Origin of the sequence: Photobacterium indicum (assembly GCF_003026215.1) — a bacterium.
GTDB lineage: Bacteria > Pseudomonadota > Gammaproteobacteria > Enterobacterales > Vibrionaceae > Photobacterium > Photobacterium indicum.
This window is the reverse complement of the sequence record NZ_PYOC01000003.1, coordinates 384177-410863: the sequence shown is the minus strand read 5'-3', so window position 1 is coordinate 410863 and position 26687 is coordinate 384177. Positions and strand designations below refer to the sequence as shown.

The following is a 26687-nucleotide window of genomic DNA, read 5'->3' as shown; positions in this document are numbered from 1 at the left end:
TTTGATTAACTTCGGCAAATTGATGCTAATTTAATAGAAATTGGTATCGATGTCTCGAAATATTTCTATGTTTGCTACTAACTGTTCACATAAAAACCTTCAAGATCATCGATATAGTTACACCAATTAACTATTTTGATATTAAAATTTATAGTTGATACCCACAGTGGCCATTAGGGTGTCTTCGTTATAGAAATTGATATTGGAGTCTGTTGTATTATAACCAATCAATGATACTAGTCCCCAATCTGTCCAACCAAAAGGCTCATTGTATTCATACGCTAAAAAGACACTCCACAGATCATCTTTTTGCTTTTCATCAAATACAGGGTTCTCTGCTTCGTATTGTGCATTTTTATAGCCAAACGTTAGCACGAGGCTAGAGCTAGGTAACATCTGTATAATACTAAGTTGTGCACCATAGGTATCATATGACATCGCGTCGCCATCAGCATCAAGTCGGGTATAGTTTAACGCACCACGTAATAAGCGCCCAGATGCAATCGGCTGGCGGTAAGCCCCCTCTAAATAAATGATATTGCCTTCACGATCTAATGAGGCTATTTCTGTTTCTGATAAGTTTTGTTTTTGACCACTTTTTTCAGTATCAATTTCTTGCTGCCCAACAGATGTTTCCATTGAGAAGTTAGAACCCAGTATATTTTTGTATTGAAAACGGAACCCTTTAATTTTTGTATCTGTTTCAGTTCGGTTTTCATTCACTAAAAAGGGGTCTTCCCATGTTTTAGTCCCAATAATGCCAGGTACATAGCTTAAGCTCACCATGCCATTACCTTCAAATCTTTGACGGTAACCTGCCTCAATGTGGAAACGGCCTAACGCCAAATCAGATCGGCTAGTACCGATGAAAATTTGTTTATCTGAAGCGAAAGTATATTGAATAGCACCTAGCGGGGCGATAAGTGCTTTAGTATCAGATTCACCAGAACTTTCTAGAGAGGGTGTTGATTCTATATCGGTATTGAATTGTGATTTAGTGTTGCTAAAACCCGTAAGCAATGAAATATCGCCGCTGAATCCTTGTTCCCACTGAGCTAAAGGATTAGCCCAAACTGATGTCGAGGTCATTGCGAGAAGCAGACCCATAGAAAGAGGCTTCATTACCACTCCTGTGAAAAACAATGCTGTTAAATAAAAAGGTATATAACGTATATTTTTATATGGCATACAGAGTATGCAAGTTGAATTTTACTTTGTGCTGTTCTTATACGCAAAGCAAGAATACGCTATGTCAATATAATGTTAAATGACAAATTTAAATAAATATCAAAAACATAGATGAATAATTACGATGTTAATGATAATTAATGCTTATATACCTTATCTAAAGTTCGTCTTTCGGAAGTGATTCTTGAGGTAGCATAGATATATATGAGTAGATATAAAAAACCCGCAACAACGAAGTCGCGGGTTTTTATATTTCAGCAATTAAATAACGTTGCTACTAATATAACGTAACTATTAATAGTGTTAATTACACTCGATAGCTGCAATTTTCGTCATTTCTTCATTGTAAGCATTCAGAGGCTTATCAATATTGACAGGGTGGGTCAGTAAGTCAGCAAAGGCACTGCGTAGCTCATAGTTTTTCTTATGAGGCGTACTTTGGCGGTCATCAAATGCTTTTTTTGCATAACGACCAAGTTCGTCTTGTTGTGTTGACAGTTTTTTAACGTCTTGCTGAGTTAGCTGTAACCAAGATTCAACCGATTGGGTAAGGTCAAGTTTGGCTTTATCGTTTTCTAAGTACCAATCAACCGCTTCACGATTCAATTCAAAGTGATGTTTTCGACCAGCTAAAAACCAGTCACCCACTTCTCGAAGGCTTTCATCTTGTTTAATACTCAAATCAACCAAACTCTGATACCAGCTTAATGATGCATCGACATACTGGTGGTATTTGTCGCTTTCACAGCTAGTTGTTGATGCCAGTGCCGTTGTTGGAAGAAGTACGAGTGAAAGAATTACAGCAGATAACTTCATTGCCTATCCTTGATTGATCAATGTTTGTTTTTATGTGCCAATTGTAACGAGATGATTGTGATAAAGAAAACGATTCTTTATCAGAATGATTCATTCATCCTGAATCTACTTATTTTTTGTAGCTTTTATAATGGATAAACTTGCAGGGCATCACATTTTATAGACTCTGATGATTCAGCAATGTGACACTTCTAAGTGGGTCTAACACCCTCGGTGCGCATTATGTTTTAAACCATCACGCTATGGGATGGAGGTCAAGAGATACCACCGAAATGTAAACGGTTAATGAGAATGTACACAGGAAGAGAAGTAGGAATAAGCGAAAGTTGGACAGGGTGGAGAATTGCTAAAGAAAATCTAATTTCCCCAAATGGTTTAAGTATCACTTCAAATAAAGTATTAACGGGAACCAGATCAACTACCGGCTCAAATGCCTTTAGGTCATTGCAGGAATTATAATACCAAGCGTTTTGAGTTTTTTCTTAACACCTTATAATTGTCACCTTGTAATGTTAGTGCTGACATTTGTACACACAAAATAAGAGGTTTACTTATGGATACTAGAATCCAGTTTCGTGTTGATGAAGAAACTAAACGTTTGGCTCAATTAATGGCAGAAAGCCAAGGTAGTACACTGAGTGATGCTTGCCGTGAACTGATAGAGCAACTAGCCGAACAGCAGCGTAAAACAATGACTCATAATGCTTGGCTTACAGAGCAAGTAAATGCTGCTTTTGAAAAGTTTGATTCAGGAAAAGCTGTATTTATTGAACAGCAAGACGCAAAAGTACGTATGGATGCACGCAAAGCTAAGATTCGAAATCGAGGTCAAGCATGATACTTTGGGAAGAAGAGTCACTTAACGACCGTGAGAATTTTTTTGAATTTCTCTATGACTTTAATCCCGAAGCCGCTGAACGAACTGACCAGATTATTGAAGATAAAGTCGAAAACTTACTCGTTCCCCCTTTGATGGGTGTACAAAGAGAAGGTATTCGAGGTCGTTTACTCATTATTCCAGAGGTATCAATGATTGTATCTTACTGGGTTGAAGGCTCAATCATTCGTATAATGCGCGTACTGCATCAGAAGCAAAAATTTCCTGCCGAGTAGCTTATTCTTTCTTGTATAGTTAACGTTTAACATAAGTTACGCTACGGCTAACTCACCAAGCACACTGAACACCATACCAAAACCGCCGAGTGTAACGCGCCCCCTTTGATTGCCTTGTAGCAGCTAAAAGTAAGTGATAAATTTAGTGTGGTAATCTAATCAACTTCACAACTAGACAAGATAAAAAGATTGCAATTGACATTAACAAACCAATAAGTGAAAAAGAGTAAGGGCCATAGCCAGAACCGCCAAAACGGTACTGTACACTAACAAGCCCATCATCCAAAAGAACACCAATATTGAAAAGTAATAATGTAACAGTAATAAGAAGTATAAGAAGAAAAATAACCTTAACTTTAAAACCCACAACATTTTCATTTATTATTGGTTCTTTATAAACAGCCATACTGATTTTAAAAACAAACCAACTTAATGCAAGTAAACAAACTGACAATGCAACGTTAATAATCATTGAACTTGATAACATTCAGTTAAAAGTGACCACTGTTCATTTGATAACGAAACACTGACAGAACTATCATGATTAAAAACTTCTTCACCAATAGCTGATGCAGTAAATCCATCATTTGATTCTAGAATAACCTTAAATGAGGATATACTTTCATTACCATCTATATTTATAACGGCATGAGGCTTGATGCCAACCATAACTTTTTCAAACTTATATAATTGGTTCAATGTGTCAGAGGCTTCTAATGATACTTCTTTTTTAATAACTTCTGTTTGACTTGACTCGTGAATCATAATGCAGTTTATATCCACCATTGCATTTAATGATGTGGAAACTAATAATGATGTTAATAAAATTAAAATCCTCATTTTAATAATAGATTCCTTTACCTACAGCTTGGCTATTTGCAATTTGCCACCTCAACTTATCCTCGACCTCCCAAGCAGTTTTCTTTGATTGTTTCATCGCCTTATCCTCAAGTAACTTAGCAAGCTTTTCTGTAATCCTATATTCTTTATCTAATCGATCAAGCGCATAGCTCGCGGCTAAGCCAACAACTATGGCTAATGCCACGGGTGCCGCCGCAATTGTTGTAATTGCACTTACTCCTGTTGCAAAAACTGCCCCAACGATACTTGATATACCGATTTTTATAAGAGAAACCGACAGGTCTGCAACTAAATCATTCAATAAAAATCTATCTTTTAGGACATGCTGAAGCACGATTAAAGGAACAGTAAGAAAAATTGTTAGACGAGCTCCCTGTATTGCTGACGTTTTTATTCCTCTTTGCCCTACGATCATATCGACAACTTTTGCATTAGTGCTTAAATATCTTGTTCCAGTAAATATTTTACGCTGCCCCGGCTTTCCTTTGAAAATGACATACTTCTTGCCATTAACCATTTTTTCATAAGCTCGCCCAGTAAATCCTAAATCTTTAACAAGCTTATGTAGTATATTTGAATCTAATGAAGCTGCCACATAACCACTTGTTGTCCTTAAAACATCAATATAATCAATCTTATTTATTTTAGCCAATTCGACTACGTCACTGTCGCTTACTACATACAAACAATGATTACTCGACATAGTAAATTTCATTTGTGACAACGGCTTTATTCCATTGTAATGGTAAGCACTCATATTAGCCTCCAATATAAAAAGCTCACTTTAATTACTCTTTCACCTTGGAGGTATTTTAATGTTTTGATTTACGACTCATATCAAACTATACAATCGACCTGTTGCAGCTAACGTTGTATTCAATGACCTAAGATCGTATGTCTCATAGTTACATCAAGCATTTAATCGTAACAATAATCACGATAAGTTCGTAAAATAGCCGATTAAGAGCAAAAGCAGCTTGGCTGTGTGAAGGGCAGTTAATGCGGGTTTTTGAGTAAATACCATAACTCGTTTATGTCTAGAACGTAAAATAAAAATGCCAATCAACGAATTGATTAGCATTTATTTATTTTCTAGCTGTTATGTATGTCTGAATTACTTTTGATTCTTTTTCATCGCAATGGAGATGCAGTATGCTGCGCCCCCCCATGTGATACCAAAACCAAACAGCATCATTATAATTGCACCTGTAGTCATAATTAACTCTCCTGTTGGGTTGGTGATTTAGACGTTACGTTGATGATAACCGCGACAACAAACATTGCAGCAACCAAACCCCAACCTAGCATCAGTAGGTCAGACATTTCATAACCACCGTAACCTTCGTTGAATGTTTTCCAAAGATTCGTTGCAAGAATTACCGCAAGCATTATTGGGCTGATGAAGCGAATACAAATTTCGAACCATTTACCGATACTAAAGTCAGAGATATCATTGGCGTAATCGCGAATATCTGAAATCTTAAGTAACCAACCGATAACGATAAGTTCAATTAGACAGCTTGCAAGTAGTGCAACGTTATTAATGAAGTAATCCACAAGGTCAAGTAGAAGCAGACCGCCATTCGTTGCAAATGCCATTGATACCGCAAAGCCTACACCACAAACAACAGAAGCTGCTTTCTTACGTGACCAGTTTAGCTTGTCAATAACAGCTGACGTTACTGCTTCAATGATTGAGATATGTGAACTCAAACCTGCAACAACAAGCGCTAAGAAGAATAGTGGACCAAGTATATACGGTGCTGGTAGTAGATTAATGGCTGCTGGAATAGTAACAAACGCTAGACCTACACCTGCCGTTACAACTTCTGTTAGCGGTTTCGCTTGGTCTTGAGCCATATAACCCAATACTGCGAAAATAAGCACACCAGAAGTAATAGAGAAACCACAGTTAATCAGTACCGTCATGAATGCGTTGTTATTAATATCAGACTTCTCTGGCAAATAACTTGAATAAGCAATCATGATGGCAAAACCGACACTCAATGTGAAGAATATCTGTCCATAAGCTGCTGACCAAACCGTAGGGTCTGTGATCTTGCTAAAGTCTGGTTCGAATAGGTAGTTAATACCGTCTAGTGCACCAGGTAGGAAAACAACACGTGTTATTAAGCCTATAACCATAAGGAATAGAAGAGGCATCATTATTTTACTTGCACGTTCGATACCGCCTTTAATACCGGTAAAGATTGCCGCAAAAGTAATTCCCCAAGCTAATACCATTGGTAAAACAATGTGCATTTGCAAATTGCCTAGCTTACTTGGTGAGTTTTCACCTAGCTGTAGGTATTCACTAAAGAAGAAGGCATTAGTATCGGCCCCCCAACTTTGTGTGAACGAGTACCCTAAATATGAAATTGCCCAACCGATAATTGCGACATAATAAACAGCAATGATTGCAGCAATAAATACTTGGAACCAACCAAGCCACTCAAGTTTTACACCTAGCTTAGAAAAAGCACGAGGTGCAGCACCACGAAGTTTATGACCTAAAGTGAATTCCATGATCATAAATGGAATACCGGCTGAAATCATGGCGAAAAGGTAAGGAATAAAAAATGCGCCGCCGCCATTCTCGTAAGCCATGTATGGGAATCGCCAAATGTTACCTAGGCCAATGGCTGAACCAACCGCTGCCAAGATAAAACCGGGACGAGAGCCCCATTGTTCTCGCTTCATAAACATCTCCTTATGTACTGCTAATCACTATGAAACTAAATATTCTTAGAGATTTATTCTCTAAATCAGAATCCTAAGTCGTGACATCTGGTTTGATAAGCCACGCTGATGAGTTGAGACTAACCAGAGATAATATGTAAATCAATAGAGTACGCCTTTGTTAACAACCTGCTCTGAAGGTGTTAACGTTTGGTTTTTTACTCTAATGATTGTTGAATAGGGTGGTTTGCGGGTTAATAATTGAAGTTAATCACTGGGTATTGCCTGCCTTGCAGTGTTTTATTTTATTTTCTAATAGTTGTAAAAATGACTGCAAAATAAGCGAAAACTAGCAGGTAGGGGCTGATTTGCAAAATATCAGCCATATTACATAACTTTTAACCCTGCCTTTTAGAAGGTAAAGCTAAGCCCTAGATTTGTTTGAAATTGACTCAATATTTTCGAATCTACGTGAATTTTACAGGTTTCATCACCCGTTGGCAGGGTACAAATTGAAGATGTATTGCTATCAACAACGCTTGCTAACCATCGAGTTTCAAAAACAATTTTCGCATTTTTATGCAATTTATATTCAGCGCCACCAAAAAGGCCACCAGAGAATAAAAGACTGTTATCAGACCAGTCGGAATCAACGAAAGTTCCCCCTAAGCTGGCTCCAAAGTAGGTGTCAATTTTAGGGATTAATTCGAAACGCAGAGAGCTTTGAAAATGAAGGTATGTAAAAGAGGTATCATTCTTAAAATCTTGTGTCTCTGTGGGTAAGTAGCTAATAAATAAGCCAACTCTTCCTGGGTCAACATCGGTTTCAACAGATAGTGCAAAATGAAGGTCGTTTTCAGGCTGAATATTTATGCCATTTTCATCCGTAACATCACCAGAGAACGTATAACCAACAAAAGGGGTGATATGTACAGGGTACTCTGCGGCTACTTGGGAAGAAAAAAATGCGATGATACCTAACACTGAAGTACTAATCGTTGATGGCTTCATACATTTTTCCTATATCCTTTAGAATTGTGGGTTTAATTGTGACAGCTATCTTAAAAACGTGCTTACAAATTGATAAGGATCTTGAAGTCACCCTAAACTATAGTTAATAATATGTTAACTGCTTGGTTTGGGAGGATGTAAAATATGGAAGCTGATCTAAAATTTGCACTTATTACAACTGGTGTGGTTTTTGCTATTCTAATTGGGTTTGGGTTAACTGCAATTGGCGCGTAACATTGTGCGATAAATATGTAACTTATTAATAATGGCTAATGTTTTGTGTTTGTCGTTCCGTTTACGTTAAACATGAAATGATATTCTTACTACAATGAGTTCTGATGAGTTTTTTGTAGAGGGATTATGTCGAATCATCTGTCGTTTAGCTTAAGCTCTATTGGTTTACATACTATTAACGAATTTTCGACGCAGATTGCTCAGTCGCGTCGAAAGAAAATTGCTTTAGTTGTTCAAGGTGGAGGTCAAAGAGGAATATTCACTGCGGGCGTGTTTGATGCATTTTTGGAGGCTGGTTTTGATCCTTTTGAACTGTATATTGGCACATCTGCTGGTGCCTTGACGGTATCTTCTTTTCTTAGTCGCCAGCCTAACTATAGTTACAACTTCATTGTTAATTACACGACGAATGATGAATTTTTTAATCTTTATAAATACCTTAGCCAACAAAAGCCATTAAACCTTGATTGGGCGTTACAAGCTATTTCCCCGGGTGGCGATACTCCTCTTGATTTTCAGCAAGCACGTAAAACATTAATTCATCGTAATGCTTATGCATGTGCAACGCGTAAAGATACCCTTCAAGATATTTACCTTCCAATGTATCAAGAAAACTGGCGAGAAGTATTACGTGCTACTTGTGCCATTCCGGTTCTTTATAATCAGCCAGTGAATATCAATGATCTTGAATGGGTTGACGGTGGTGTTGCTGCTGCTGTGCCAGTGAAAGAAGCGTGGAGGCAAGGGGCCGAGTTAGTTGTTGTGATAAGAACAGAGCCGGTTAATGAAGATCTGATACAAACCAGTTCAGACGGTAATGCTGAAAAGTCACCAGGCGTATTTGATGATTGGCGAGAAAGAATAGAAGCAACACTTCCGCAGTATATTGAGAAGCTAAGCCTTAATGAACCAATGGATAAAATTAAAAATATACATAGTGATTTAACCCTGCGATTTGAATCATGGAAAGAAATGCGTGTTAGTAATGAAGACAGCCATTCTCGTAATATGAGCGTATTCGATATGATGAATAAATTTGACCAACTCAATGATAGAGAAAAGATAAATACGACGAGCAGCGATAAAGAAAAGCTTATTCATGAAAGCAAATCACCTTATTGGTCACTGTTTGCTTCAAATAATATTGAACGGTTTTTATCAATGGCAGGAAAAAGTAAAAGTGCGGAAGTGATGGATATGCTAAGGCGTTACTATTATACCTATAATGATTTAAATGCGTTTTTAGTTAATCTTCCAGAAGACTTAAAAGTCATTCAAATTGCACCTGAAAGCAGCTTAAAAAGTCGTGCACTGCTGAGTAGTGAAGATGATCTAGAAATTGATTATCTAGAAGGTAAAGTCATAGGGCGTCAATTTTTAGAGCACTTTGCCGATATTTTAAATGAAAAAACAACGCTGAAAAGAGATAAATAAAAACACAGCGAATGCTGTGTTTTTATTTTAGAGAGGATAAAACAGTAATACTTTACCCTACTCGAATTAATCAATACTTTAGCTAAATTACGAAAGTACTTTTTGTAGCCAAGGCCAGCCTTGTTTCTTACGGCTTAGCGTATTTTCCATTGTAAGTACGCCATTGTCTGCGAATGTTTCTAATGTCGCATTCCAATCACCTTTAAATAGTAAGCGTGTCGTACTTGTTGTGATATCTGTAAGCATTAGCGCTGCCATTGCTAAACCTTCTTCGTCACAACGACGTTGAAGATCTGCGTTTAGCTCATCAATTATGCTATCAACTTGTTCAAGTGTTGCTAGCTCAATTTGACCAACAACAACGTTACGGTTATTGAATGGGTATGCTTTAAGATCTTTTTCAACTAACTCTGAAGCGGTTAGACCTTCAATGTCAGTTTTTGCGATTAGAAGCTCTTTGATGAACAGGTCAAGATCTTCAACACCAGCAAGTGGTGTTAGCTCTGCAATTGCATCACGATCTTTCTGAGTACAAGTTGGAGAAGCGAAACCTACTGTGTCACTTAGAATTGCAGACATCATTAATGTTGCAAGTGGCTTCGTGATTTCAGTACCTTCCATCTTGAATAGGTTGAACATGATTGTACATGTGCAACCAACAGGCCAAATCCATGCTTCTAATGGATTAACTGTCATCACATCACCCAAACGGTGGTGATCAACAATACCTACGATTTCAGCTTCTGCAATATCGTCCGGTGCTTGTGCAAGATCGGTGTAGTCTACTAACCATACTTTTTGACCGGCAACACCAGTACACATTTCTGGCTGATCAACACCAGCAGTTTTTAGGATGTGCTGAGTTTCACGGTTAAGCTCGCCTTGACGAACGGCTTTTGCTTCTAAACCACGAGCTTTAAGAAGTGCTTCACCTACAAGAGCTGAACAGATGCTATCACTATCTGGGTTTTTGTGACCTACAACTTGAATCATCATGTTTCCTTTACTGCGCCGATTACAGCAACAACCTGCTGTAAGACTGAATGGGACTAACCTGATGGCTTAATTTCTTAAATGAAGCCAGAGCAAGTGATCAAACTCGGGCAATTCTAGAGGTTTTTTACAAAATAACCAATTAAGTTGCGCAATTAAAGGTGCGGTTGGTTAAATCCGCACCTAACTCAAGCTATCTAAATATGAATTTACTCTTTGATTTTATAACAATTTAAGCAAATATCTGATCATTTTGCTTGTTCTATCGCAACGGCAACGGCAACAGTTGCGCCGACCATTGGATTATTCCCCATACCAATAAGCCCCATCATTTCTACGTGGGCAGGTACAGATGATGAGCCAGCAAATTGTGCATCGGAGTGCATGCGGCCCATTGTGTCTGTCATGCCGTAAGAAGCTGGACCTGCTGCAACATTATCAGGGTGAAGAGTTCGACCTGTACCGCCGCCTGATGCAACAGAGAAATACGCTTTATTCGCTTCTAGACGTTCTTTTTTATATGTACCGGCAACGGGGTGCTGGAAACGGGTAGGGTTGGTTGAATTACCAGTGATTGAGATATCAACCTCTTCACGGTGCATAATAGCAACACCTTCACGTACATCATCAGCGCCGTAGCAATTAATTTCACCACGTTGACTTGTTGAGAAGCGACGCTCTGATACCACATCCAATTTACCTGTTTCGTAGTTGAACTGGGTTTGTACGTAATTAAAGCCATTAATACGTGCAATCATATAAGCTGCATCTTTGCCTAAACCATTAAGGATTACGCGAAGAGGGTGGTGACGTACTTTGTTAGCGTTCATTGCTATTTTAATCGCGCCTTCAGCAGCAGCGTAAGATTCGTGACCCGCCAGAAAACAAAAGCACTGAGTATCGTTATTCAATAAACGTGCGGCTAAGCGGCCATGACCTAAACCAACTTGACGTTGATCGGCAACAGAGCCTGGAATACAGAAGGCTTGCAAGCCTTGGCCAATATATTCTGCTGCTTCAGCTGCATTTCTTGCTTCTTCTTTTAGTGCGAAAGTTGCACCTAATACGTAAGCCCAAGAAGCATTTTCAAATGCGATAGGTTGTGTTTCTTTTACAATATCGTAAGGGTTAACATTACGCTCTTTACAATATTCCAGTGCTTCTTCAAATGACGCGAAACCGTATTGTTCAAGTACTGGAGTGATTTGGTCGATGCGACGGTCGTAACTTTCAAATAGAGCCATGATGGTATCCTCAAAATTCAGCGTAATAGCATGTGATGCGTAAGTCGTGTATGACTGCGTTTATTGGTGACGAGGGTCGATAGTGCGAACCGCTTCGTCGAAACGGCCATATTGACCGCAGGCTTGTTCCATCGCCTCTTCCGCAGATGTCCCTTTGCCGATAAACTCCATCATTTTTCCAAGGTTAACGAATGAATAACCAATGATCTCATCGTTGTCATCTAGTGCTAACTTAGTGACATAACCTTCTGCCATTTCCATGTAACGAGGGCCTTTTTCACGCGTACCGTAGTGAGTACCAATTTGGCTACGTAGTCCTTTACCTAAGTCTTCAAGACCTGCGCCGATTGGTAAGCCATCAAGTGAGAAAGCCGTTTGTGTGCGACCGTATACGTACTGCAAGAAAATCTCACGCATTGCCACGTTAATCGCATCACAGACAAGGTCTGTATTTAAGGCTTCAAGAATGGTTTTACCGGTGATGATTTCAGATGACATCGCAGCAGAGTGCGTCATACCAGAGCAACCGATAGTTTCAATCAAGGCTTCTTCAATGATGCCATCTTTAACATTAAGAGTAAGTTTTGCTGCGCCTTGTTGTGGTGCACATGTGCCTACACCGTGGCTAACGCCGGAAATAGCAATTACATCTTTCGGGCTAACCCAGCGACCTTCTACAGGAATAGGTGAAGACGCATGTTGTGGTCCGCGCGAGATAGGACACATGTTTTGAACTTCTGCTGAATATTGCATTACTCTGCCTCATTTGCTGTTCTAGCGTTGTACCGTTCAATTCGTTGTTATTGTGAAATCGCGTCTAATAAAGGCGAGCGATTGAACCGTACAAATTGAATGATTGTGCTTTAAATAAAGGGCAGAGAACGGTAGAGGATAATTACGATCTAACAACTGCAGCTTTCTATGGATGTAGGGACCCACGAAAAAGCTTCCTCTGGCCATTCTATGCCAATGTTGTTAGACGTCATCATCCTTATAAGAAGGGTAAACTTCAGTAAGGCAGTTAAAGGAGGATCATCATCTCCCGCCATAATAATAAGTGGATTATTGTGGCTTCAACGCGGTATTCACGTTGTCGATAAAGTTACTATACGCTTTTATTTGATTTTGTGGCGGGATAATTATTCAATCAAATATTTCATTTCTGAGTGTTAAGAGCAAAGAGGCTAATCGTGCGCCTCATATGTTGCGAGGTTTCGTTCATAATAACGGGAAAAGTCTTCGAATGGCATTGGCTTAGCGTAATAATAACCTTGTATTAAAGTGATTCCCTTTCGATTTAAGTATTCGACTTGTTCTTGATTTTCTACGCCTTCCGCGATCATTTTAAGACCAGCATTTTTTCCAAACAAAATGATAGAGCTCAAAATTTTACTTTTTACGTCATTTGTACCAATTGTTTCTACAAACATTTTATCAATTTTAAGCGTGTCAATAGGCAATTCTTGTAAGTAGCTGAAACCACCGTACCCCGTTCCTGCATCATCTAGTTTTATATCGATGTTCTGGCTTTTTAATTGGTTTATTACTTTTTCTGCTTTTTTTAAATTGGTGAAGGGTGTACGTTCTGTTACTTCAAATGCAATATTGTTCGCTTCGATTTGGTGCTTTTTAAGGATTTTAAATACATTTTCAGCAAAATTATCATCTTCTAGCTGTTCAGGTATTACATTAAGACTGACATAAAAATCGGGATGCTTTAATGCTAATTTGCCGATGTCAGCGGAAACTTGGTTTAATAAATCATATGTTAGCTCAAAGATTTGCCCATTATACTCAGCAATAGGAATAAATAGGTTTGGTGAAATGATCTCACCATTCTTTTTTATCCAGCGAACTAAGATCTCGCACCCGATAACCTGCTGACTAGATGAGTCTACTATAGGTTGATAAAACGGAATGAATTCTTTGTTTTTTAATCCTAAATATATAAGTTCTTTTAATGTACCGTTCTGACCCTTTAATAGTCCAAGTAATAAACAAGTCAATAGTAATATTATGCATAAAATGGCCTGTACAAAAATGACGTCGGCTTTTATCAGTGATGTTACTCCTAGCTTACTTGAATACACATTTAGGAATATACGCTTAGTGAATTGTTGAGATGCGATGAAAAAATAGGTTTCATTTTTTTCTTTTTCAAATAATGATAGAAATTGGTCTTCGACATGTAACTCTACGGCATAACAGTCGCTACACAGTTCGCTTCGAAGGAAAACTTGTTCAAATGGTTCGGTTATGACAATAAACATTCCTCGTTCATCACTTATCGTAATTTTTAAGCGATTATGAAGGTAGGACTCAATAGCAAATTTATTATCACTTATTGTTGCTTGATTGGGCATTTTTTTGACAAGTTCACTATCATTGCCATAAATGGAACACATTCCACTTTTGGTGTGTAATTCAAGTAGTTGTATTGCGGGTGATTCTTCAATATGGTTACGCATTAAAGCTATATCGTTATCATTACATGTGAATGATACTGCATCAGCTAATTGTTCAATTTCACCACCGATAGAAAGGTAGCGATCTTGATAAAAGTACTGGAGATTATCTAGTCTACGTTTAACTTCATATTTAAAAAGAAAAAAACTCAATATCTCTGTTGAGGCGATAATCAAAACTATTCCAGCAATGAATATAAATAAGGGCTGTTTCCAGCGAACCCAAGTGATATTGTTCATTGTTAGCGGAACCCTCAATGGTATGTAATTCGAACGTGTGATTGATACGGTGTTGTTGTTATTTATATACGATATTAATCAATCAGTTCATGATAATGCAAAAATTATAACTGAACACACAGTATATAAATACAAGGGTAGTATTTATATATTGAAAGTGAATATTAATATTCTACGAAAGCAATTGCATGAATAACTATATTATTTCTCTCACTATTATTTGAGTGGAATGCTTTTAATCGGTTAAGCGAATGTTGTGTATGTAAAGTATTGTTAAATGTAAATGCATGCTGGTAATGTACAAAGGGAGTTTGTAATATAACTGTTTGTTATTTAAGTTTACTTTCTTCATGGAGGAAGCCGATGCAAGCATGTTTTTATGTTGATGATTTGTTTTATCGCCAGCACCAATTTGAATTACCTCTGGATTACACGGATCAAGATGGTGAAACAATCCGCGTGTTTGCTCGAGAGGTTGTCGCGAAAGATAAGCAAGGTACTGATTTACCGTGGCTTGTTTACTTACAAGGTGGCCCTGGTTTCCCAGCTCCTCGTCCAGATAGCAACAGTGGCTGGTTTAAGCGTGCTTTAAAACAATACCGTATTCTATTGTTGGATCAACGTGGTACGGGGTTAAGTACGGTGATTAGTCATCAAACTTTAGCCAGTAGAACACCAGAACAACAAGTCGCGTACCTAAGCCAATTCCGTGCTGATAATATTGTGCGTGACGCTGAAGCGATTCGCGAGCAGTTGGGTATTCAGCAGTGGGCGTTGTTAGGGCAGAGTTTTGGTGGCTTCTGTGCGTTACATTATTTGTCTTATTATCCGCAAAGTTTGTCTCGTGCTTATATCACGGGGGGGATTCCGTCGATGACACGTCATGCTGATGATGTGTATCAAGCGACATATCAACGTGTATTGGATAAAACCCAACAGTTCTTCCATGCATTTCCTGCAGCACAAGGTATGTGTAATCGTATTGCCGATTACTTGCTGAATAATGAAATTATACTGCCTAATGGTCAGCGCTTTACTGTAGAGCAATTCCAGTTGATTGGTATCAATCTTGGTCGCAGCGGTGGTGCGTTAGCCATGTATTACTTACTGGAAGACGCTTTTGTTGACGTAAATAGTAAACCTGAACTGAGTTACAGTTTCTTAACCGCGATGCTAGCTGAGCAGTCATACCTGACTAACCCGATTTATGCCATTTTGCATGAATCAATTTACTGTCAGCAAGATGCATCACAGTGGTCTGCACACCGTGTTCGTGAACACTATCCGCAATGCAATTATGTTTCTGGTGAAGATTTCTGCTTTACTGGCGAAATGGTATACCCATGGATGTTCGATCAATTAGAAACCCTTAGGCCATTAAAAACAGCTGCGGATTTACTGGCTGAAAAAGCAGATTGGCCGCAGTTGTATGATGTTGATCTATTAGCTAAGAATACCGTACCAGTTACTGCTGCGGTTTACGTTGAAGATATGTATGTAGAGTTTGATTATTCGCGTGAAACATTGGCTTTAATGCCCAATGCAAAAGCATGGATGACGAATGAATATGAACATAATGGTTTACGAGCAGATGGTGAGCGTATTCTCGATAAGCTTATATCTATGGCTGAAGTGATAGAGCAAACACAAAGCTAAAACCTAAATGCTAGCTGCCCTGAGTACATATCCGATGATTGAGTCGATTGAATTAAAACGCTGATGTCAGCCTGAATGCTATACCTTGAGGTCGCTTGGGTATATGTATTACAATTTATAACGTGCTTTACGTGGAGAACATTGTGCGCTCATTAAAAGTTACCTGCTTAGCAATAAGTTGCATAATGTATTTTGCTGGGTTTTGTTATAATATAACAAAACAAGGTGAGGTAAGGCGGCTTAAGGTGGTCAAAAAATAATACCCTTACTCTTACTATACTTTTTAAGTGTGAATATTTTAGATATTATCTAGCAACAAGCAGAGGAATATTCATCTGTCGTACTATCGTTTAGTTATATCTATGCTGAGATGAAGCGCGACACATGAGTATTTTGTAAAGATTATCAGTCTATAGGGTATACGTTCAAACATAACGCTCACACAATGTTCGTTGTAATAGTTTTTGAATTGTAGACCCTAAAGGCATTAAGACGTACTTAGGAACAACATGGTAAATATAAGAGCACGAGTGCCTTTTAAAGTTGGCCAGAAGAGTAACATTCCGGCTGATTTGCTTTCTTTCAATGGTCTTGAATCTGGTAAAGAGCATGTAGCCGTTATTTTCCAAGCTGCAGATACGAAACCGGCAGTACCATTGGTACGTATGCATTCAGAGTGTTTAACCGGTGATGTTTTCCACTCTTCACGTTGTGACTGTGGTGAACAGTTAGATGAAACCATTGAAAAAATGGGTGAAATGGGTGGGGTGATTCTTTACTTACGTCAAGAAGGGCGTGGTATTGGGTTATATAATAAGATTGATGCTTATGAACTGCAAAGTAAGGGTATGAATACTTATGAAGCGAATAACCACCTTGGTTTTGGCGACGATCTTCGTGATTTTACAGAAGCAGCTTTAATGCTTAAAGCGTTAGGTCTTAATGAAATTCGCTTGGTAACAAATAACCCGAAGAAGATTCGAGAGCTCGAAGAAAACGGCATTATCATTACTGAAGTGGTTGGCACTAAAGCCCACGTAAAAGATGGTAATGAAAGTTATCTGAAAACGAAAGCTAGCCACGGCAAGCATCGCTTTCACTTTGATTGATTAACTATTAAGCACTCTGTTTAATTATTATGCATGGCGTTGTGATAAATAGTTCCTTAGCAAAAGCCTCGTTTTTTCGAGGTTTTTTTGTATGCAGAAAATAAATAAAATTGGCACTATTTATTCATTACTATTTCTAATGCAAATCATGATAAAGTTTAGTGCTTAATACAACGCTATTTTCTTGCCTGATTGACTATTCAGCATTACTATCACCGCACTTAAGACAGAGCTAGACGCTATACATTAACCCAGAATTAGTCTTAGTTATTGTTATCCTGTTTGTTCGTGGCTTTTCATACTATTAGTGGATTATTCATTCGAGTATTCACTTGTTTTTCTTATGTTGTTTTTTTGAGGGTACAGGTTGTGACTCAGCAATCTTCTTCTAGCCAAATGGCAAAGTTACTATTTCTAGTTATTATTTTGGCCGCTGCTGGCCAAATGACCCAAACAATGTATGTGCCTGCCATCCCAGCAATGGCACACGATTTTGGTGTTCAGTCTTCTTATCTACAAGCGGTAATGGCGGCTTATTTAATCCCGTACGGATTATCGCAGTTCGTTTATGGTCCGCTATCTGATCGTATAGGTCGCCGACCAGTCATTATCGTTGGCATGGTGATTTTTTTAATCGGTACCATTGGTGCGTTACTAGCACCAAGCTTTGAATTATTCTTATTAGCCAGTTTTATTCAGGGTGCAGGTACAGGCTGTAGCGGTGCGATGTGCCGAACAGTAACGCGTGATTGCTATGACGGTGAAGATTTACATAAAGCCAATAGTCTTGTGAGTATGGGGGTTATATTTTCCCCTCTTATTGCACCGGTATTAGGTGGATATTTGTCATCAATGTTTGATTGGTCGGCAAGTTACATATTCTTATTAGTGTTTGGTGCTATCGTAACATTGGCGATGATGTTTATGTTTACTGAAACACTTCCGGTGGAGAATCGCCGTAATGAACGCGTACTCGTTAGCTATCGTTATGTGTTGAGTAACCGCCGTTTCCAAGGTTATGTACTTTGCTTAATTGCTACTTTTGCAGGCATCGCTGTTTTTGAAGCTGCAGCAGGTGTATTGCTAGGCAGTGTACTTAAGCTAGATTCAAAGACGGTAAGTTGGTTATTTGTATTGCCATTACCGGGATATTTAGCGGGTTCTTGGATGTCTTCGGCATTGGTTAAGCGTATTGGTAATAGCCGCGTAATGTATTTAGGTATGTTAGCCATTATTCTGGGTTCACTTACAGTTCTTATTCCAGGTATGGCAGGGTTAGTAACAGTCAGTTCGTTAATTGGTGGGGCATTTATATACTTCATTGGCGCTGGTATTTTGTTTCCTGCGGCAACAACAGCAGCTATTCAGCCATTTCCGCAACACGCTGGAACGGCTGGGGCAATTCTTGGTGGTTTACAAAACTTGGGTGCAGGAATCGCGACTTTGTCGGCATCTTTCATGCGTGCAGATGATCAGTTTAGTGTTGGCTCTGTCATGACAGTAATGTCAATATTAGTTGTATTGAGCTTGATTTGGGTGAAACGTAGTCACCAACAAGATACACCCGTTTTGGTGTAATGCTTGGAATGTATAATTAATGGCTTAGGTCATTAATTATACCGCACTAAAAAGGCGATGCTTTCTAAGTTAGAGTTTTCTAATTAGAAATGCATCGCCTTTTTTGTATCTAGCAGTGATGTCTTAATCACGCTTCCATAAGATATGGCAGAACTTGTGTTCAGGATCACGACTAATTAGCATACGAGCGAATACGTCATCAAGCTGATCATTTTCTTCGTTAACTAAGCCAATACGTACTTCAGCGTACAATTCTTTATCAACGTCAAAGCCAACGTGGCTGCCCCAATCATCGCGTGTTTCAACGGCTTCGGCTGCTCCACGGTCATCAAATTGTGCGGTGAATAAGATCACGTCTACTGGTTCTAAGCTATCAGATGCCATCTCAAGAAAGATGTCGTAAGCTGCGTCAATAACGTCGTCATATGAAATCAAATTTGATGTTTCCATGTACTTGATATGTCTCTTTTCGTAAATGAGTGGGTATTAGAACATGGTTTTTTGAGGTGAGGTAGGGGAAAACAGGAATTTTATACGTGATAAAGGAAAAGGGCTGCTGAAGCAACCCTTTAACTTATTCGTGAAGTTCGATTTATTTGATGGCTTGCTGGTGCTCGGTTGTTGTATTTGTTTCGACCGCTTCAGAGCGAGATGCAGGCGCTGGTTGACTAAGTGCATTTAAATAATCGTCAAATGGCATTGGTTTAGCGTAAAAATATCCTTGGCTTGCCTCAATCTCTAAATCATCTACATATTCAGCTTGTTCGGCGGTTTCGACACCCTCTGCAACCATGGTACAGTGTAATGTATGTCCCATTTCAGCAATATTATCTAAGATTGAATGAGTGACTGCATCTGTAACGGAAGAAGCTACAAAGGTACGATCAATTTTTAAGATATCAAAACGTAAACTTTGTAATGTTGATAAACCCGCGTAACCTGTCCCAAAGTCATCAAGTGCCCATTTGATTCCCACTTCGCGTAGGCGTTGCATACCAAGTTGAAGCTCGGCTAATTCAGTTGATGAGAATGTTTCTCGTTCTGTGAATTCAAAAACCACATTGTGTTGAAGGCTAGGGTACTTTGAAATAATACTAATTAGTTCAGTTACATACCTAGGGTTAATAATCATCGATGCAGTAACATTGATCGATATATAAGTATTATTATTTTCTGCTTGAATCTGCGTTTTTTCATAAGCAGCACGTTCTAGCAGATGAAGTGTAATCGCATTGATTAGCCCGGTGCTTTCAGCTGTGTGAATAAATTCAGCTGGTGAAATTACACCATGTTTGGGGTGTAGCCAGCGCACAAGTAATTCAGCACCGATCCAATGGCCATTTTTAGAATTTACAATCGGTTGATAATAAGCGTAAAACTCTTTGTTTCTAATCCCACGCTGAATATCTGACTTAATTGAACGTCGGAAATTTACAGATACATTGATCAATAATACGGTGAATATCGAAAGCATAATGATAATGGCAGCAGCATAAGGAAATTGCATGAAAAAGGCATTTTTTAATGATTCCTTAGTATATCCGACAGTTAACAAATAAGAGTATTTTTCTGATCGCATCTGTTTTTTATAAATAAAATCGTTTACTGGAGAGGGAGAATTTAAGCATATTAAGTTGTCTACAGCATTACCCAAACAACCGGCAAGTTGTTTTCTATGAGTATATTGCTTGATCCAATAGTCTATATAGCGACTATCAAGCATGATACGGTACCAACCACTAGGTGTTGGCACCATGAAAAACAATGCATTAATACCTCTTCTTTGGCTTGTCGCTCTATAAATAACGTATCCATTATGCTTTTCAAATCTTTTTAAATGGCTATCTTCTATTTTTATATTTGATTTTCTAACGCGATCGCTACAAAGGAATATATCATTCTCTATGTAGCTGATTTCTTGTATTACTGGAGAGTCGAAATTTAATTTTTCTAGCCCTTTTCTATTGTTTTTATCACAAGGTATTGTATTTGAATCAACTCTTGTTAGATCTGTTTTGATTTTGTTAAGGTGAGAATCAATCGCTATATCGAGGTCTTGAATTGTATCTATTGTTGTTCGGTTTATGTTGTTCTTTACCCATATTACATCCAATATAAGGCCTATCAATAGGCATAGTATCAGTAACATTATATTTTTAGGCTGATTCATATAATACTTTGATTGATCGTATGGGAAAGAAGACACGCAAATTATCATAAAATATTTTATGATAATATGAAAAAATGCGATTTATATCAAAATATTAATGTTTTGTTTTGTATTCTGAGGCTTACAATGATAGGTGTCATATTACTACCGCTTTTATTTTGCAACTCGTCATATTTGTGGCACTTCAGTGTGAGTATTTTATAAATTATTATTCATTATGTCGGAATATTGAGGGCTAATGGATAAGTTAATCTGGAATATATAAACGATTATTTCAGTGAGTGTTGTTAATACCGTACTTTATATTTTATGTTAGTGATAAGAATTTTTTAGCAATTCTTAATGTAACCTGAATGGTACGTTTTTGTGTGATGAAAAATAATGTGAATGTCGTTAATCGCACTTTAACAAATTTTTGATTTTGATAGTTCACCCCTTAAGTATTAGTGCTGATACATAAGGATCGGATTATGGAACGTAAAATGTTGAAACGTAATATCTCTTATATGGAAAAAGAGATATGTGAAATGAAAAGGGAATTAGATTTATTAGATGAAAAATATAAAGAGCATCAAGAGCTCGAATTTGTTCCCAGTAAGATATTAGAACATGATTGATTAAAGCGAAAACGGTGCCTCAGAGCACCGTTTATACCCAAATTACCTCAAGATGCTCTGAATCCTGCATCTTGAGGTGACTTGGGTATACTGCCATTCCTGCCTGTATACAAGGTTTTGGGTATAGGCTAGTACTCCCATGTGATTTCATCGGCATCATCACGTAATGCTGCTCACGTTAAGTGAACAGCATTATGTATAAACGTTTTTTTTAGGAGATATAATGATAAAAATGCCCCATCACAAATCGGGATAATTCGTCTGTTTGCTCTTGATTCATTTCTTTCAGGAGAAGAAACTTCTCTTTGTTATCTAAGATATCAAATGCATCTCTATTGAGCTCTACCACATCATTAACACGTAAATAGGCATGGGTTAATGATATCTTCATTGCGGTTTGCGCAAACTCAGAATCAGAATCAAGAAATTTTACGATTTCATCTGGGCTTTCATACAACTCCCAATAAATACCGTTCTTTTTAAAATTGGCTTTTTTAGTCATTACAGTTCACCGTGCGCTTAATTGCGAAAGTTAACGTGTGTACTAAAATGTAGGCATAAATGAAACTTTGCGCATATAATTATTACGGTTGTATAGGGTAGTTTCATTTATGGCTCCGTTTCCCAGAATGGAGCTTTTTTTTGCCTTCAATCCAAACTTTGCAGTCAGCGATTCCAATGTGATTTATAATTATACTGTTGTTATTTAATGTGTTTTATTTTAGATAAGATTGTTGTTAGTGAGTATATTGAGGAGGGTGTAGAGATAGACCCATTGTTTGAAGTTTTGTTTTGGTATAAAACATTACTATTGTATTTATCAATAAATACAAATGGTTAGATTATTTATTGTATTTTGTATTAAATGGTAATTATTTCTATCAAAAGTGGAATGAAAATAGCAAATAAAATGTAACGAATTCAGTTATGCATTGTTTGCAAGACACTTGGTATGACTATAAATAGAATACCAGTCTATTTAATTGGCATATGAAATACTCAAAATATTACGGCTTCAGGAATAGTGTGTCGAATATATTTGCGTCATCAAAATGCCTTTCACCAATAAAGGTGACAGCATGCTGACCTATTTGGCGGGTTGTTCCTGGCGAGGCTACCCCAAACGGCCATAAGTAAAAACGTTCTAACCGTTCACTGCCAAGCAACATTCCATTCTTATTAAACAGGCTTTTATTTTGCCCTTCTGGTGTTGGTAAGCTAAGCAAGTGTTGATAATTGAATGATGTTAAGTGGCGAGCGAAAACGTTTTTATCCCCCCAGTGAACATCTTTAATCATGTGTTCTCCACTGGATAAACTGATTTTCAATGTATCGGCACTTCGTTGTCGGTATATATGCAGGCTAGTCGGTGATTCTATCTTGGCACTTGTTGGCGCAAACTGTAATTCTTCATTTAATGCAAAAACCATATGGTAACAACCACAATGATGGATGCTATCGAGAATGTAGGGCTTTCCTTGCTCATCCAACGTTAGTCTGAATAATACACCATCAAATTTACCCGCATAGGGATCGAAAGAAGATTTAGCCGTGCGGTTTGCAAACCAGAGGCTGTAATTCAGTTGGAGTAATATTCTGCCATGGAACAGAGTAAAGCTATGGTCGACATAAACAATCGGTTGATTGGTATTAACTGCCGCCTGATCATCTGAAACATAGGTTACTAAGCCGGGCTTATCATCAAGAGAGGCTGATTCGACAATAAATTCAGGGGTATAAAAAGCCAATAATTGAGTGAGTTGATCATCTGTTAGCAAGGGCCAGTGAAGATCAGCACGAGCCGTTGTTTGTGCCAACCAGCTTTGTATTTCTTGCTGCGTTAATCTTGGTTTATCAGGCATAGCATAAGCGATAGTGTCATCGTCTACAGCCTTAATAAACCCACTTAATATACGCTTTTTTTCTGTATGAATAGAAGGGGTCGCGAAAAACTTACTAATAGGGTAAAGACCGATGATACGCTGCCAGTTTTGGTAATTAGACGTGATAATTGGCGGGTGTTGTTGTAGTTGCGACCAGAATTGGTTGTTTTCGGCTAATGATGTTGTTAATTGTTTGGCACAGCTTTCTTGGTTTTCAAAATCAATTGCGTCTTTGTTTAATGCATTTTTGTATTCGATTTTACGTTGGATCTCAGCTTGTCGAGATACATGGTTTAACCATTGTGCTTTACTTTGATCGGATGTTAATTGAGGGATTAATGCTACGCTAAAGCGATCAAAAGCAAGTGAAGGGTAATCGGGCGTCCAGAAGAGTTGTGCGTCTTGAACGCCTTGTGTTTTAACTGTTTGCTTAAATTGGATTAGCTTGTGCACACAGCTTTGTTGGGTTGCTGAATAGTTTATCGCTGGTCTTGGTGTACTAGAACAAGACAAGATAGCAAAGCAGGTGAAGAGCAGAACCAAAATACGCATATTAATGAACCCTGCTTCAAGAGATAACGAAGGTATATTAAGTGTAACTGCGTTTTATATGTGAAAGCAAAATATGAACGACAAGACATGCCGTTCATTAGGGTGTGTTGACGTTTAAAGGCTAGCATTTGAAACGTCAACACGCCCTAGCATTACATATTAATATCTAATTCATTGTGGATCAGCACCACACATTGCGATGCAAACAGCATCTTAGGCCCAAGGCTGATCTTTGTTGCCCCAAGGCGTTTTAAGCTGTTAAAGCTCTTCTTGGGCATAGGAATATGGTCGGTCAACAAGAAACAAGGGTTGCCTTCGAACTCTTGCTCACGAATGTTGGTGCCTTTTTTGTCCATCATGAATAGCTGGTAATCTTCAGCTAATTCTTGAACTAGTCTTTCGAAGCTCATGGTACGAACGGTAATACCAGGTTCAACTTTACGTTCTTGCTCTTTAGACATGCCTTGCGACAAATCTAATGCTCTCGCAATTTTCGTGAGTAAGGCTTGTTCGTGGAAGCCACCAACATTAGTGATTTCACTTGACGTAAAGCTAATTGTGCGAGAGAAATCTTGCGTGCTTTCTAATACTAAATGAACAATAACATCGTCACGATGAGATTGAGCCACAAATATAGCGTTCATTAAGGTATGAGCCAAAATTTCAGTGTGGGCTTCTTGCCCGACTGATTCTAATAAAAGTTGACTATTGGTAGGGGCAGATCTGGCTCGTAATACAAAAGCGCGCATAGCTAAATGTCCATTGTGTTGGAGTGCCGTGATTGCTAAATGCTCACGACTTATAATGCTTTTGATGAATGACATCAGTAGATGTATCGGTATTCAAACTTCAGCAGATAATAAACGTATAAGAACCCGCTTATTTAAGGACGATATACTAGGCGCTACAACGGGGATTAACAAGCAGGTTTTTAGCTGCTGAATGAAAAGGGGATGAATGAACGGCTACAGATAGTTACTCATTTGTTTTCTCCATTAAAAAAGCCTCCAACAAGGAGGCTTTTAGCATAAAACATCATTTAAATGATACTTGCTTATTGAGCTTCAGACAGTACCATTTTCTCTGATTCTGCACTTTTCTCAAGCATCTTACGGATAACGAAAGAGGCAAAAAATGCCACTAATACCATCACGACAGCTAGCATAGTAAGTAGACTGAAGTAGTCACCATACACTGTTTGTACGATTTCTTGTGTAATAGCCTGACCTTTTTCTAGTGCAATTGAAGTCGAGAATACCGCGCCTACGATACCACTTAACGCAATCGCTACTGAGAATAAGCTTACCGAGAAGTTTTCAATATGCTTAGGTGCAACAGACAGAATAAAGGCGACAACCATACTGCCCACAATCACTTCAGCAAATGCTTGGAAGAAGTGAATCGCCAAGAATACTTCAGGACGAATAACAGCTTCAGGACCAACAGACATAACAGCAACGGTAAGAATACCAAATGCAATAGCAGTTAGAATAAACGCGAAGCCGACTTTTGTTGCTGTCGAAAAGTTGATATTACGCTTTTCTAAAGAAGAGAAAGTCATGGCAATAACTGGTCCACCAAGAATACACCATAGTGGGTTCATTGCCATTGACGCTTCTGGTGCAATAGGGATAAATCCAAATAGATCACCACGCATAGTATTGATTGTTACCATGGTCATCGATGTCATCATTTGGCCGTAGTAAACAAAGAATGCTGTTGTTAGTACTGTCATGATCAATATTGTACCCATCTTTAACGCGTCTGCTTTGTTCGACTTAACCATTAAAGAAATGAAGTATAAAATTGCAGCTGCGCCTATAGCGTAAACAATGTTTTGTCCAATATCCATGTTTGAGAACATGAAGAAAACAAGACCAATCATACCAAGAGAAACAAGGCTGAATAACAACCAGTTCTTAGGGCTAACAGGTTGTTGATCTATTTCGGCACCAACCGTTAATAAAGGTTTATGAGAAATAACCAGAATGATGAATGCAACAAATGCCATAGAAGCTGACAACATAAAGCTGCCGTTAAACCCAATAGCGAGAACGAACATTGGGAATAAGTATTGTCCAAAAAGTGCACCGATATTATTCACTGAATAGTTTACTGGGTAACCGTTTTCGAAGTCTTCTTGAGTTTTAAATGTTCGTTTAAATAGGCTTGGGTATGAAGGAGACATAAGACCACGAGCGTAACTCGCGAGTGCAATACCAACAAGGCTCATTGGTACATTACTGGTTGAGGCGCCTAATACTAGCAATGTGTAGCCTAGAGCAAATCCGAAATAACTGATTGTTAAAGAGCGGTAAGAACCTAAAAATTTGTCAGCTATGAATCCACCAGCGATAGCAAAAAGAGGACCAATAGATGAAAACGCACCTACAACCATCATGGTATCGGCTTCACTGTAACCAAGGTCTTCTAAGAAAAAACGGGTTAAAATAACCATTACGCCATAGAAGGAGAGGCCAAACATCATTTGGCACACCATCATTGACTTGTTCAGTCTATTCCACATAACTACACTCCATCCTTGTTAAATAACAAAGTAAATTGAAAATTGTAAGTATTTGTAAGTCGCTGCTGATATTAACATTAATACGACGAGTTAATTTAAGTCTATTGTCTCAAAAAACTCATATTGTTAGTTATATTTTCTAATGGATATGATTAGTTTTTATTGTGGTGTTTATTAAGTAGGCTGTTTTATTCTTTTGTATTTACTGGGAACATAGATTTAATTAAGCTATTTATTTTATAAATGCTCATTTAATTATTGTTGTTATTATGTTCGCTAATTAATTTGTCTAATTAGCGTTAAAGAAATGGATTAGG

General features: G+C 38.1%; 27 protein-coding genes and 1 riboswitch. Of the genes, 9 read left to right on the top strand and 18 right to left on the bottom strand.

The window, feature by feature from the left end:
* Window positions 1–141: 141 nt before the first annotated feature.
* Complete coding sequence (locus tag C9J47_RS12185; protein WP_107253773.1) at window positions 142–1122, bottom strand: DUF2860 domain-containing protein; 981 nt, start codon at window positions 1120–1122, stop codon at window positions 142–144.
* Between the two features lie 369 nt (window positions 1123–1491).
* Window positions 1492–2004 carry a hypothetical protein gene (locus C9J47_RS12180; RefSeq protein WP_107253772.1) on the bottom strand — a complete coding sequence of 171 codons (513 nt, stop codon included), beginning with the start codon at window positions 2002–2004 and terminating at the stop codon, window positions 1492–1494.
* Window positions 2005–2289: 285 nt separating this feature from the next.
* On the opposite strand from C9J47_RS12180, the gene C9J47_RS12175 reads away from it, so the two are divergent.
* From C9J47_RS12175 to C9J47_RS12165, 3 genes are all read left to right on the top strand, one after another.
* Window positions 2290–2463, top strand: a complete 174-nt coding sequence (locus C9J47_RS12175) for a DUF3653 domain-containing protein (RefSeq protein ID WP_342749865.1) — start codon at window positions 2290–2292, stop codon at window positions 2461–2463.
* 94 nt (window positions 2464–2557) lie between these two features.
* Window positions 2558–2842: a type II toxin-antitoxin system RelB/DinJ family antitoxin gene (locus tag C9J47_RS12170; RefSeq protein ID WP_107253771.1), complete on the top strand. Its 285-nt coding sequence runs from the start codon at window positions 2558–2560 to the stop codon at window positions 2840–2842.
* Window positions 2839–3117 (top strand): type II toxin-antitoxin system RelE/ParE family toxin, encoded by a 279-nt coding sequence (locus C9J47_RS12165; protein ID WP_107253770.1) that lies wholly within the window; start codon window positions 2839–2841, stop codon window positions 3115–3117. Before C9J47_RS12170 ends, C9J47_RS12165 begins: the two co-directional genes overlap by 4 nt.
* A gap of 142 nt (window positions 3118–3259) precedes the next feature.
* Here C9J47_RS12165 and C9J47_RS12160 read toward each other — a convergent pair whose 3' ends face one another.
* The 6 genes from C9J47_RS12160 to C9J47_RS12135 form a co-directional block, all read right to left on the bottom strand.
* Window positions 3260–3589, bottom strand: a complete 330-nt coding sequence (locus C9J47_RS12160) for a hypothetical protein (RefSeq protein WP_107253769.1) — start codon at window positions 3587–3589, stop codon at window positions 3260–3262.
* Entirely contained in the window at window positions 3586–3957 is a 372-nt protein-coding gene (locus tag C9J47_RS12155; protein ID WP_107253768.1) for a hypothetical protein, read from the bottom strand. Before C9J47_RS12155 ends, C9J47_RS12160 begins: the two co-directional genes overlap by 4 nt.
* A 1-nt stretch (window position 3958) precedes the next feature.
* Window positions 3959–4735, bottom strand: coding sequence for a hypothetical protein (locus C9J47_RS12150; protein ID WP_170107500.1), 777 nt, complete (start codon window positions 4733–4735; stop codon window positions 3959–3961).
* A 357-nt stretch (window positions 4736–5092) separates the two neighbouring features.
* Window positions 5093–5194 carry a MetS family NSS transporter small subunit gene (locus tag C9J47_RS12145; protein WP_107253767.1) on the bottom strand — a complete coding sequence of 34 codons (102 nt, stop codon included), beginning with the start codon at window positions 5192–5194 and terminating at the stop codon, window positions 5093–5095.
* Between the two features lie 2 nt (window positions 5195–5196).
* The gene (locus tag C9J47_RS12140) at window positions 5197–6678 is read right to left on the bottom strand and encodes a sodium-dependent transporter (protein ID WP_006232189.1); all 1482 of its coding nucleotides are present in this window, start codon (window positions 6676–6678) and stop codon (window positions 5197–5199) included.
* A 390-nt stretch (window positions 6679–7068) separates the two neighbouring features.
* Window positions 7069–7668: a hypothetical protein gene (locus tag C9J47_RS12135; RefSeq protein ID WP_107253766.1), complete on the bottom strand. Its 600-nt coding sequence runs from the start codon at window positions 7666–7668 to the stop codon at window positions 7069–7071.
* 144 nt (window positions 7669–7812) lie between these two features.
* Between C9J47_RS12135 and cydH the strand changes: the two genes are divergently transcribed.
* Window positions 7813–7902: a cytochrome bd-I oxidase subunit CydH gene (gene cydH, locus C9J47_RS12130; protein WP_041394124.1), complete on the top strand. Its 90-nt coding sequence runs from the start codon at window positions 7813–7815 to the stop codon at window positions 7900–7902.
* A 126-nt stretch (window positions 7903–8028) separates the two neighbouring features.
* Window positions 8029–9336 carry a patatin-like phospholipase family protein gene (locus C9J47_RS12125; protein ID WP_107253765.1) on the top strand — a complete coding sequence of 436 codons (1308 nt, stop codon included), beginning with the start codon at window positions 8029–8031 and terminating at the stop codon, window positions 9334–9336.
* An 87-nt stretch (window positions 9337–9423) separates the two neighbouring features.
* Here C9J47_RS12125 and C9J47_RS12120 read toward each other — a convergent pair whose 3' ends face one another.
* The 4 genes from C9J47_RS12120 to C9J47_RS12100 all read right to left on the bottom strand — a co-directional run bounded on the left by C9J47_RS12120 (window position 9424) and on the right by C9J47_RS12100 (window position 14278).
* Entirely contained in the window at window positions 9424–10329 is a 906-nt protein-coding gene (locus C9J47_RS12120) for a manganese-dependent inorganic pyrophosphatase (RefSeq protein ID WP_107253764.1), read from the bottom strand.
* A 248-nt stretch (window positions 10330–10577) separates the two neighbouring features.
* A complete protein-coding gene (locus tag C9J47_RS12115) occupies window positions 10578–11573 on the bottom strand; it encodes a GGGtGRT protein (RefSeq protein ID WP_107253763.1) in 996 nt (331 codons plus the stop codon).
* A 60-nt stretch (window positions 11574–11633) separates the two neighbouring features.
* Window positions 11634–12326, bottom strand: coding sequence for an iron-sulfur cluster assembly scaffold protein (locus tag C9J47_RS12110; RefSeq protein ID WP_107253762.1), 693 nt, complete (start codon window positions 12324–12326; stop codon window positions 11634–11636).
* A 216-nt stretch (window positions 12327–12542) separates the two neighbouring features.
* A riboswitch (Fluoride riboswitch) is annotated at window positions 12543–12625 on the bottom strand.
* Between the two features lie 132 nt (window positions 12626–12757).
* Entirely contained in the window at window positions 12758–14278 is a 1521-nt protein-coding gene (locus C9J47_RS12100; protein ID WP_107253761.1) for an EAL domain-containing protein, read from the bottom strand.
* Between the two features lie 363 nt (window positions 14279–14641).
* Here C9J47_RS12100 and C9J47_RS12095 point away from each other — a divergent pair, with 363 nt between their 5' ends.
* The 3 genes from C9J47_RS12095 to emrD all read left to right on the top strand — a co-directional run bounded on the left by C9J47_RS12095 (window position 14642) and on the right by emrD (window position 18621).
* Window positions 14642–15934: an alpha/beta fold hydrolase gene (locus C9J47_RS12095; protein ID WP_107253760.1), complete on the top strand. Its 1293-nt coding sequence runs from the start codon at window positions 14642–14644 to the stop codon at window positions 15932–15934.
* Between the two features lie 509 nt (window positions 15935–16443).
* Window positions 16444–17043: a GTP cyclohydrolase II gene (locus tag C9J47_RS12090; protein ID WP_107253759.1), complete on the top strand. Its 600-nt coding sequence runs from the start codon at window positions 16444–16446 to the stop codon at window positions 17041–17043.
* 369 nt (window positions 17044–17412) lie between these two features.
* On the top strand, window positions 17413–18621 hold the full coding sequence (gene emrD / locus C9J47_RS12085) for a multidrug efflux MFS transporter EmrD (RefSeq protein WP_006232177.1): 1209 nt from the start codon (window positions 17413–17415) through the stop codon (window positions 18619–18621).
* 123 nt (window positions 18622–18744) lie between these two features.
* Here the strand turns inward: emrD and C9J47_RS12080 are convergent, their stop codons facing one another.
* Window positions 18745–19071 (bottom strand): HI1450 family dsDNA-mimic protein, encoded by a 327-nt coding sequence (locus C9J47_RS12080; RefSeq protein WP_107253758.1) that lies wholly within the window; start codon window positions 19069–19071, stop codon window positions 18745–18747.
* Window positions 19072–19213: 142 nt separating this feature from the next.
* Entirely contained in the window at window positions 19214–20791 is a 1578-nt protein-coding gene (locus tag C9J47_RS12075; RefSeq protein WP_107253757.1) for an EAL domain-containing protein, read from the bottom strand.
* Window positions 20792–21261: 470 nt separating this feature from the next.
* Here C9J47_RS12075 and C9J47_RS27105 point away from each other — a divergent pair, with 470 nt between their 5' ends.
* The gene (locus tag C9J47_RS27105; protein WP_170107499.1) at window positions 21262–21408 is read left to right on the top strand and encodes a hypothetical protein; all 147 of its coding nucleotides are present in this window, start codon (window positions 21262–21264) and stop codon (window positions 21406–21408) included.
* A gap of 211 nt (window positions 21409–21619) precedes the next feature.
* Here the strand turns inward: C9J47_RS27105 and C9J47_RS12070 are convergent, their stop codons facing one another.
* From C9J47_RS12070 to C9J47_RS12055, 4 genes are all read right to left on the bottom strand, one after another.
* Window positions 21620–21910 carry a hypothetical protein gene (locus C9J47_RS12070; protein WP_107253756.1) on the bottom strand — a complete coding sequence of 97 codons (291 nt, stop codon included), beginning with the start codon at window positions 21908–21910 and terminating at the stop codon, window positions 21620–21622.
* Window positions 21911–22415: 505 nt separating this feature from the next.
* On the bottom strand, window positions 22416–23843 hold the full coding sequence (locus C9J47_RS12065; RefSeq protein ID WP_107253755.1) for a hypothetical protein: 1428 nt from the start codon (window positions 23841–23843) through the stop codon (window positions 22416–22418).
* Between the two features lie 152 nt (window positions 23844–23995).
* Window positions 23996–24592 carry a tRNA (pseudouridine(54)-N(1))-methyltransferase TrmY gene (gene trmY / locus C9J47_RS12060; protein ID WP_006232170.1) on the bottom strand — a complete coding sequence of 199 codons (597 nt, stop codon included), beginning with the start codon at window positions 24590–24592 and terminating at the stop codon, window positions 23996–23998.
* A gap of 305 nt (window positions 24593–24897) precedes the next feature.
* The gene (locus tag C9J47_RS12055; RefSeq protein ID WP_107253754.1) at window positions 24898–26370 is read right to left on the bottom strand and encodes a peptide MFS transporter; all 1473 of its coding nucleotides are present in this window, start codon (window positions 26368–26370) and stop codon (window positions 24898–24900) included.
* Window positions 26371–26687: the final 317 nt, after the last annotated feature.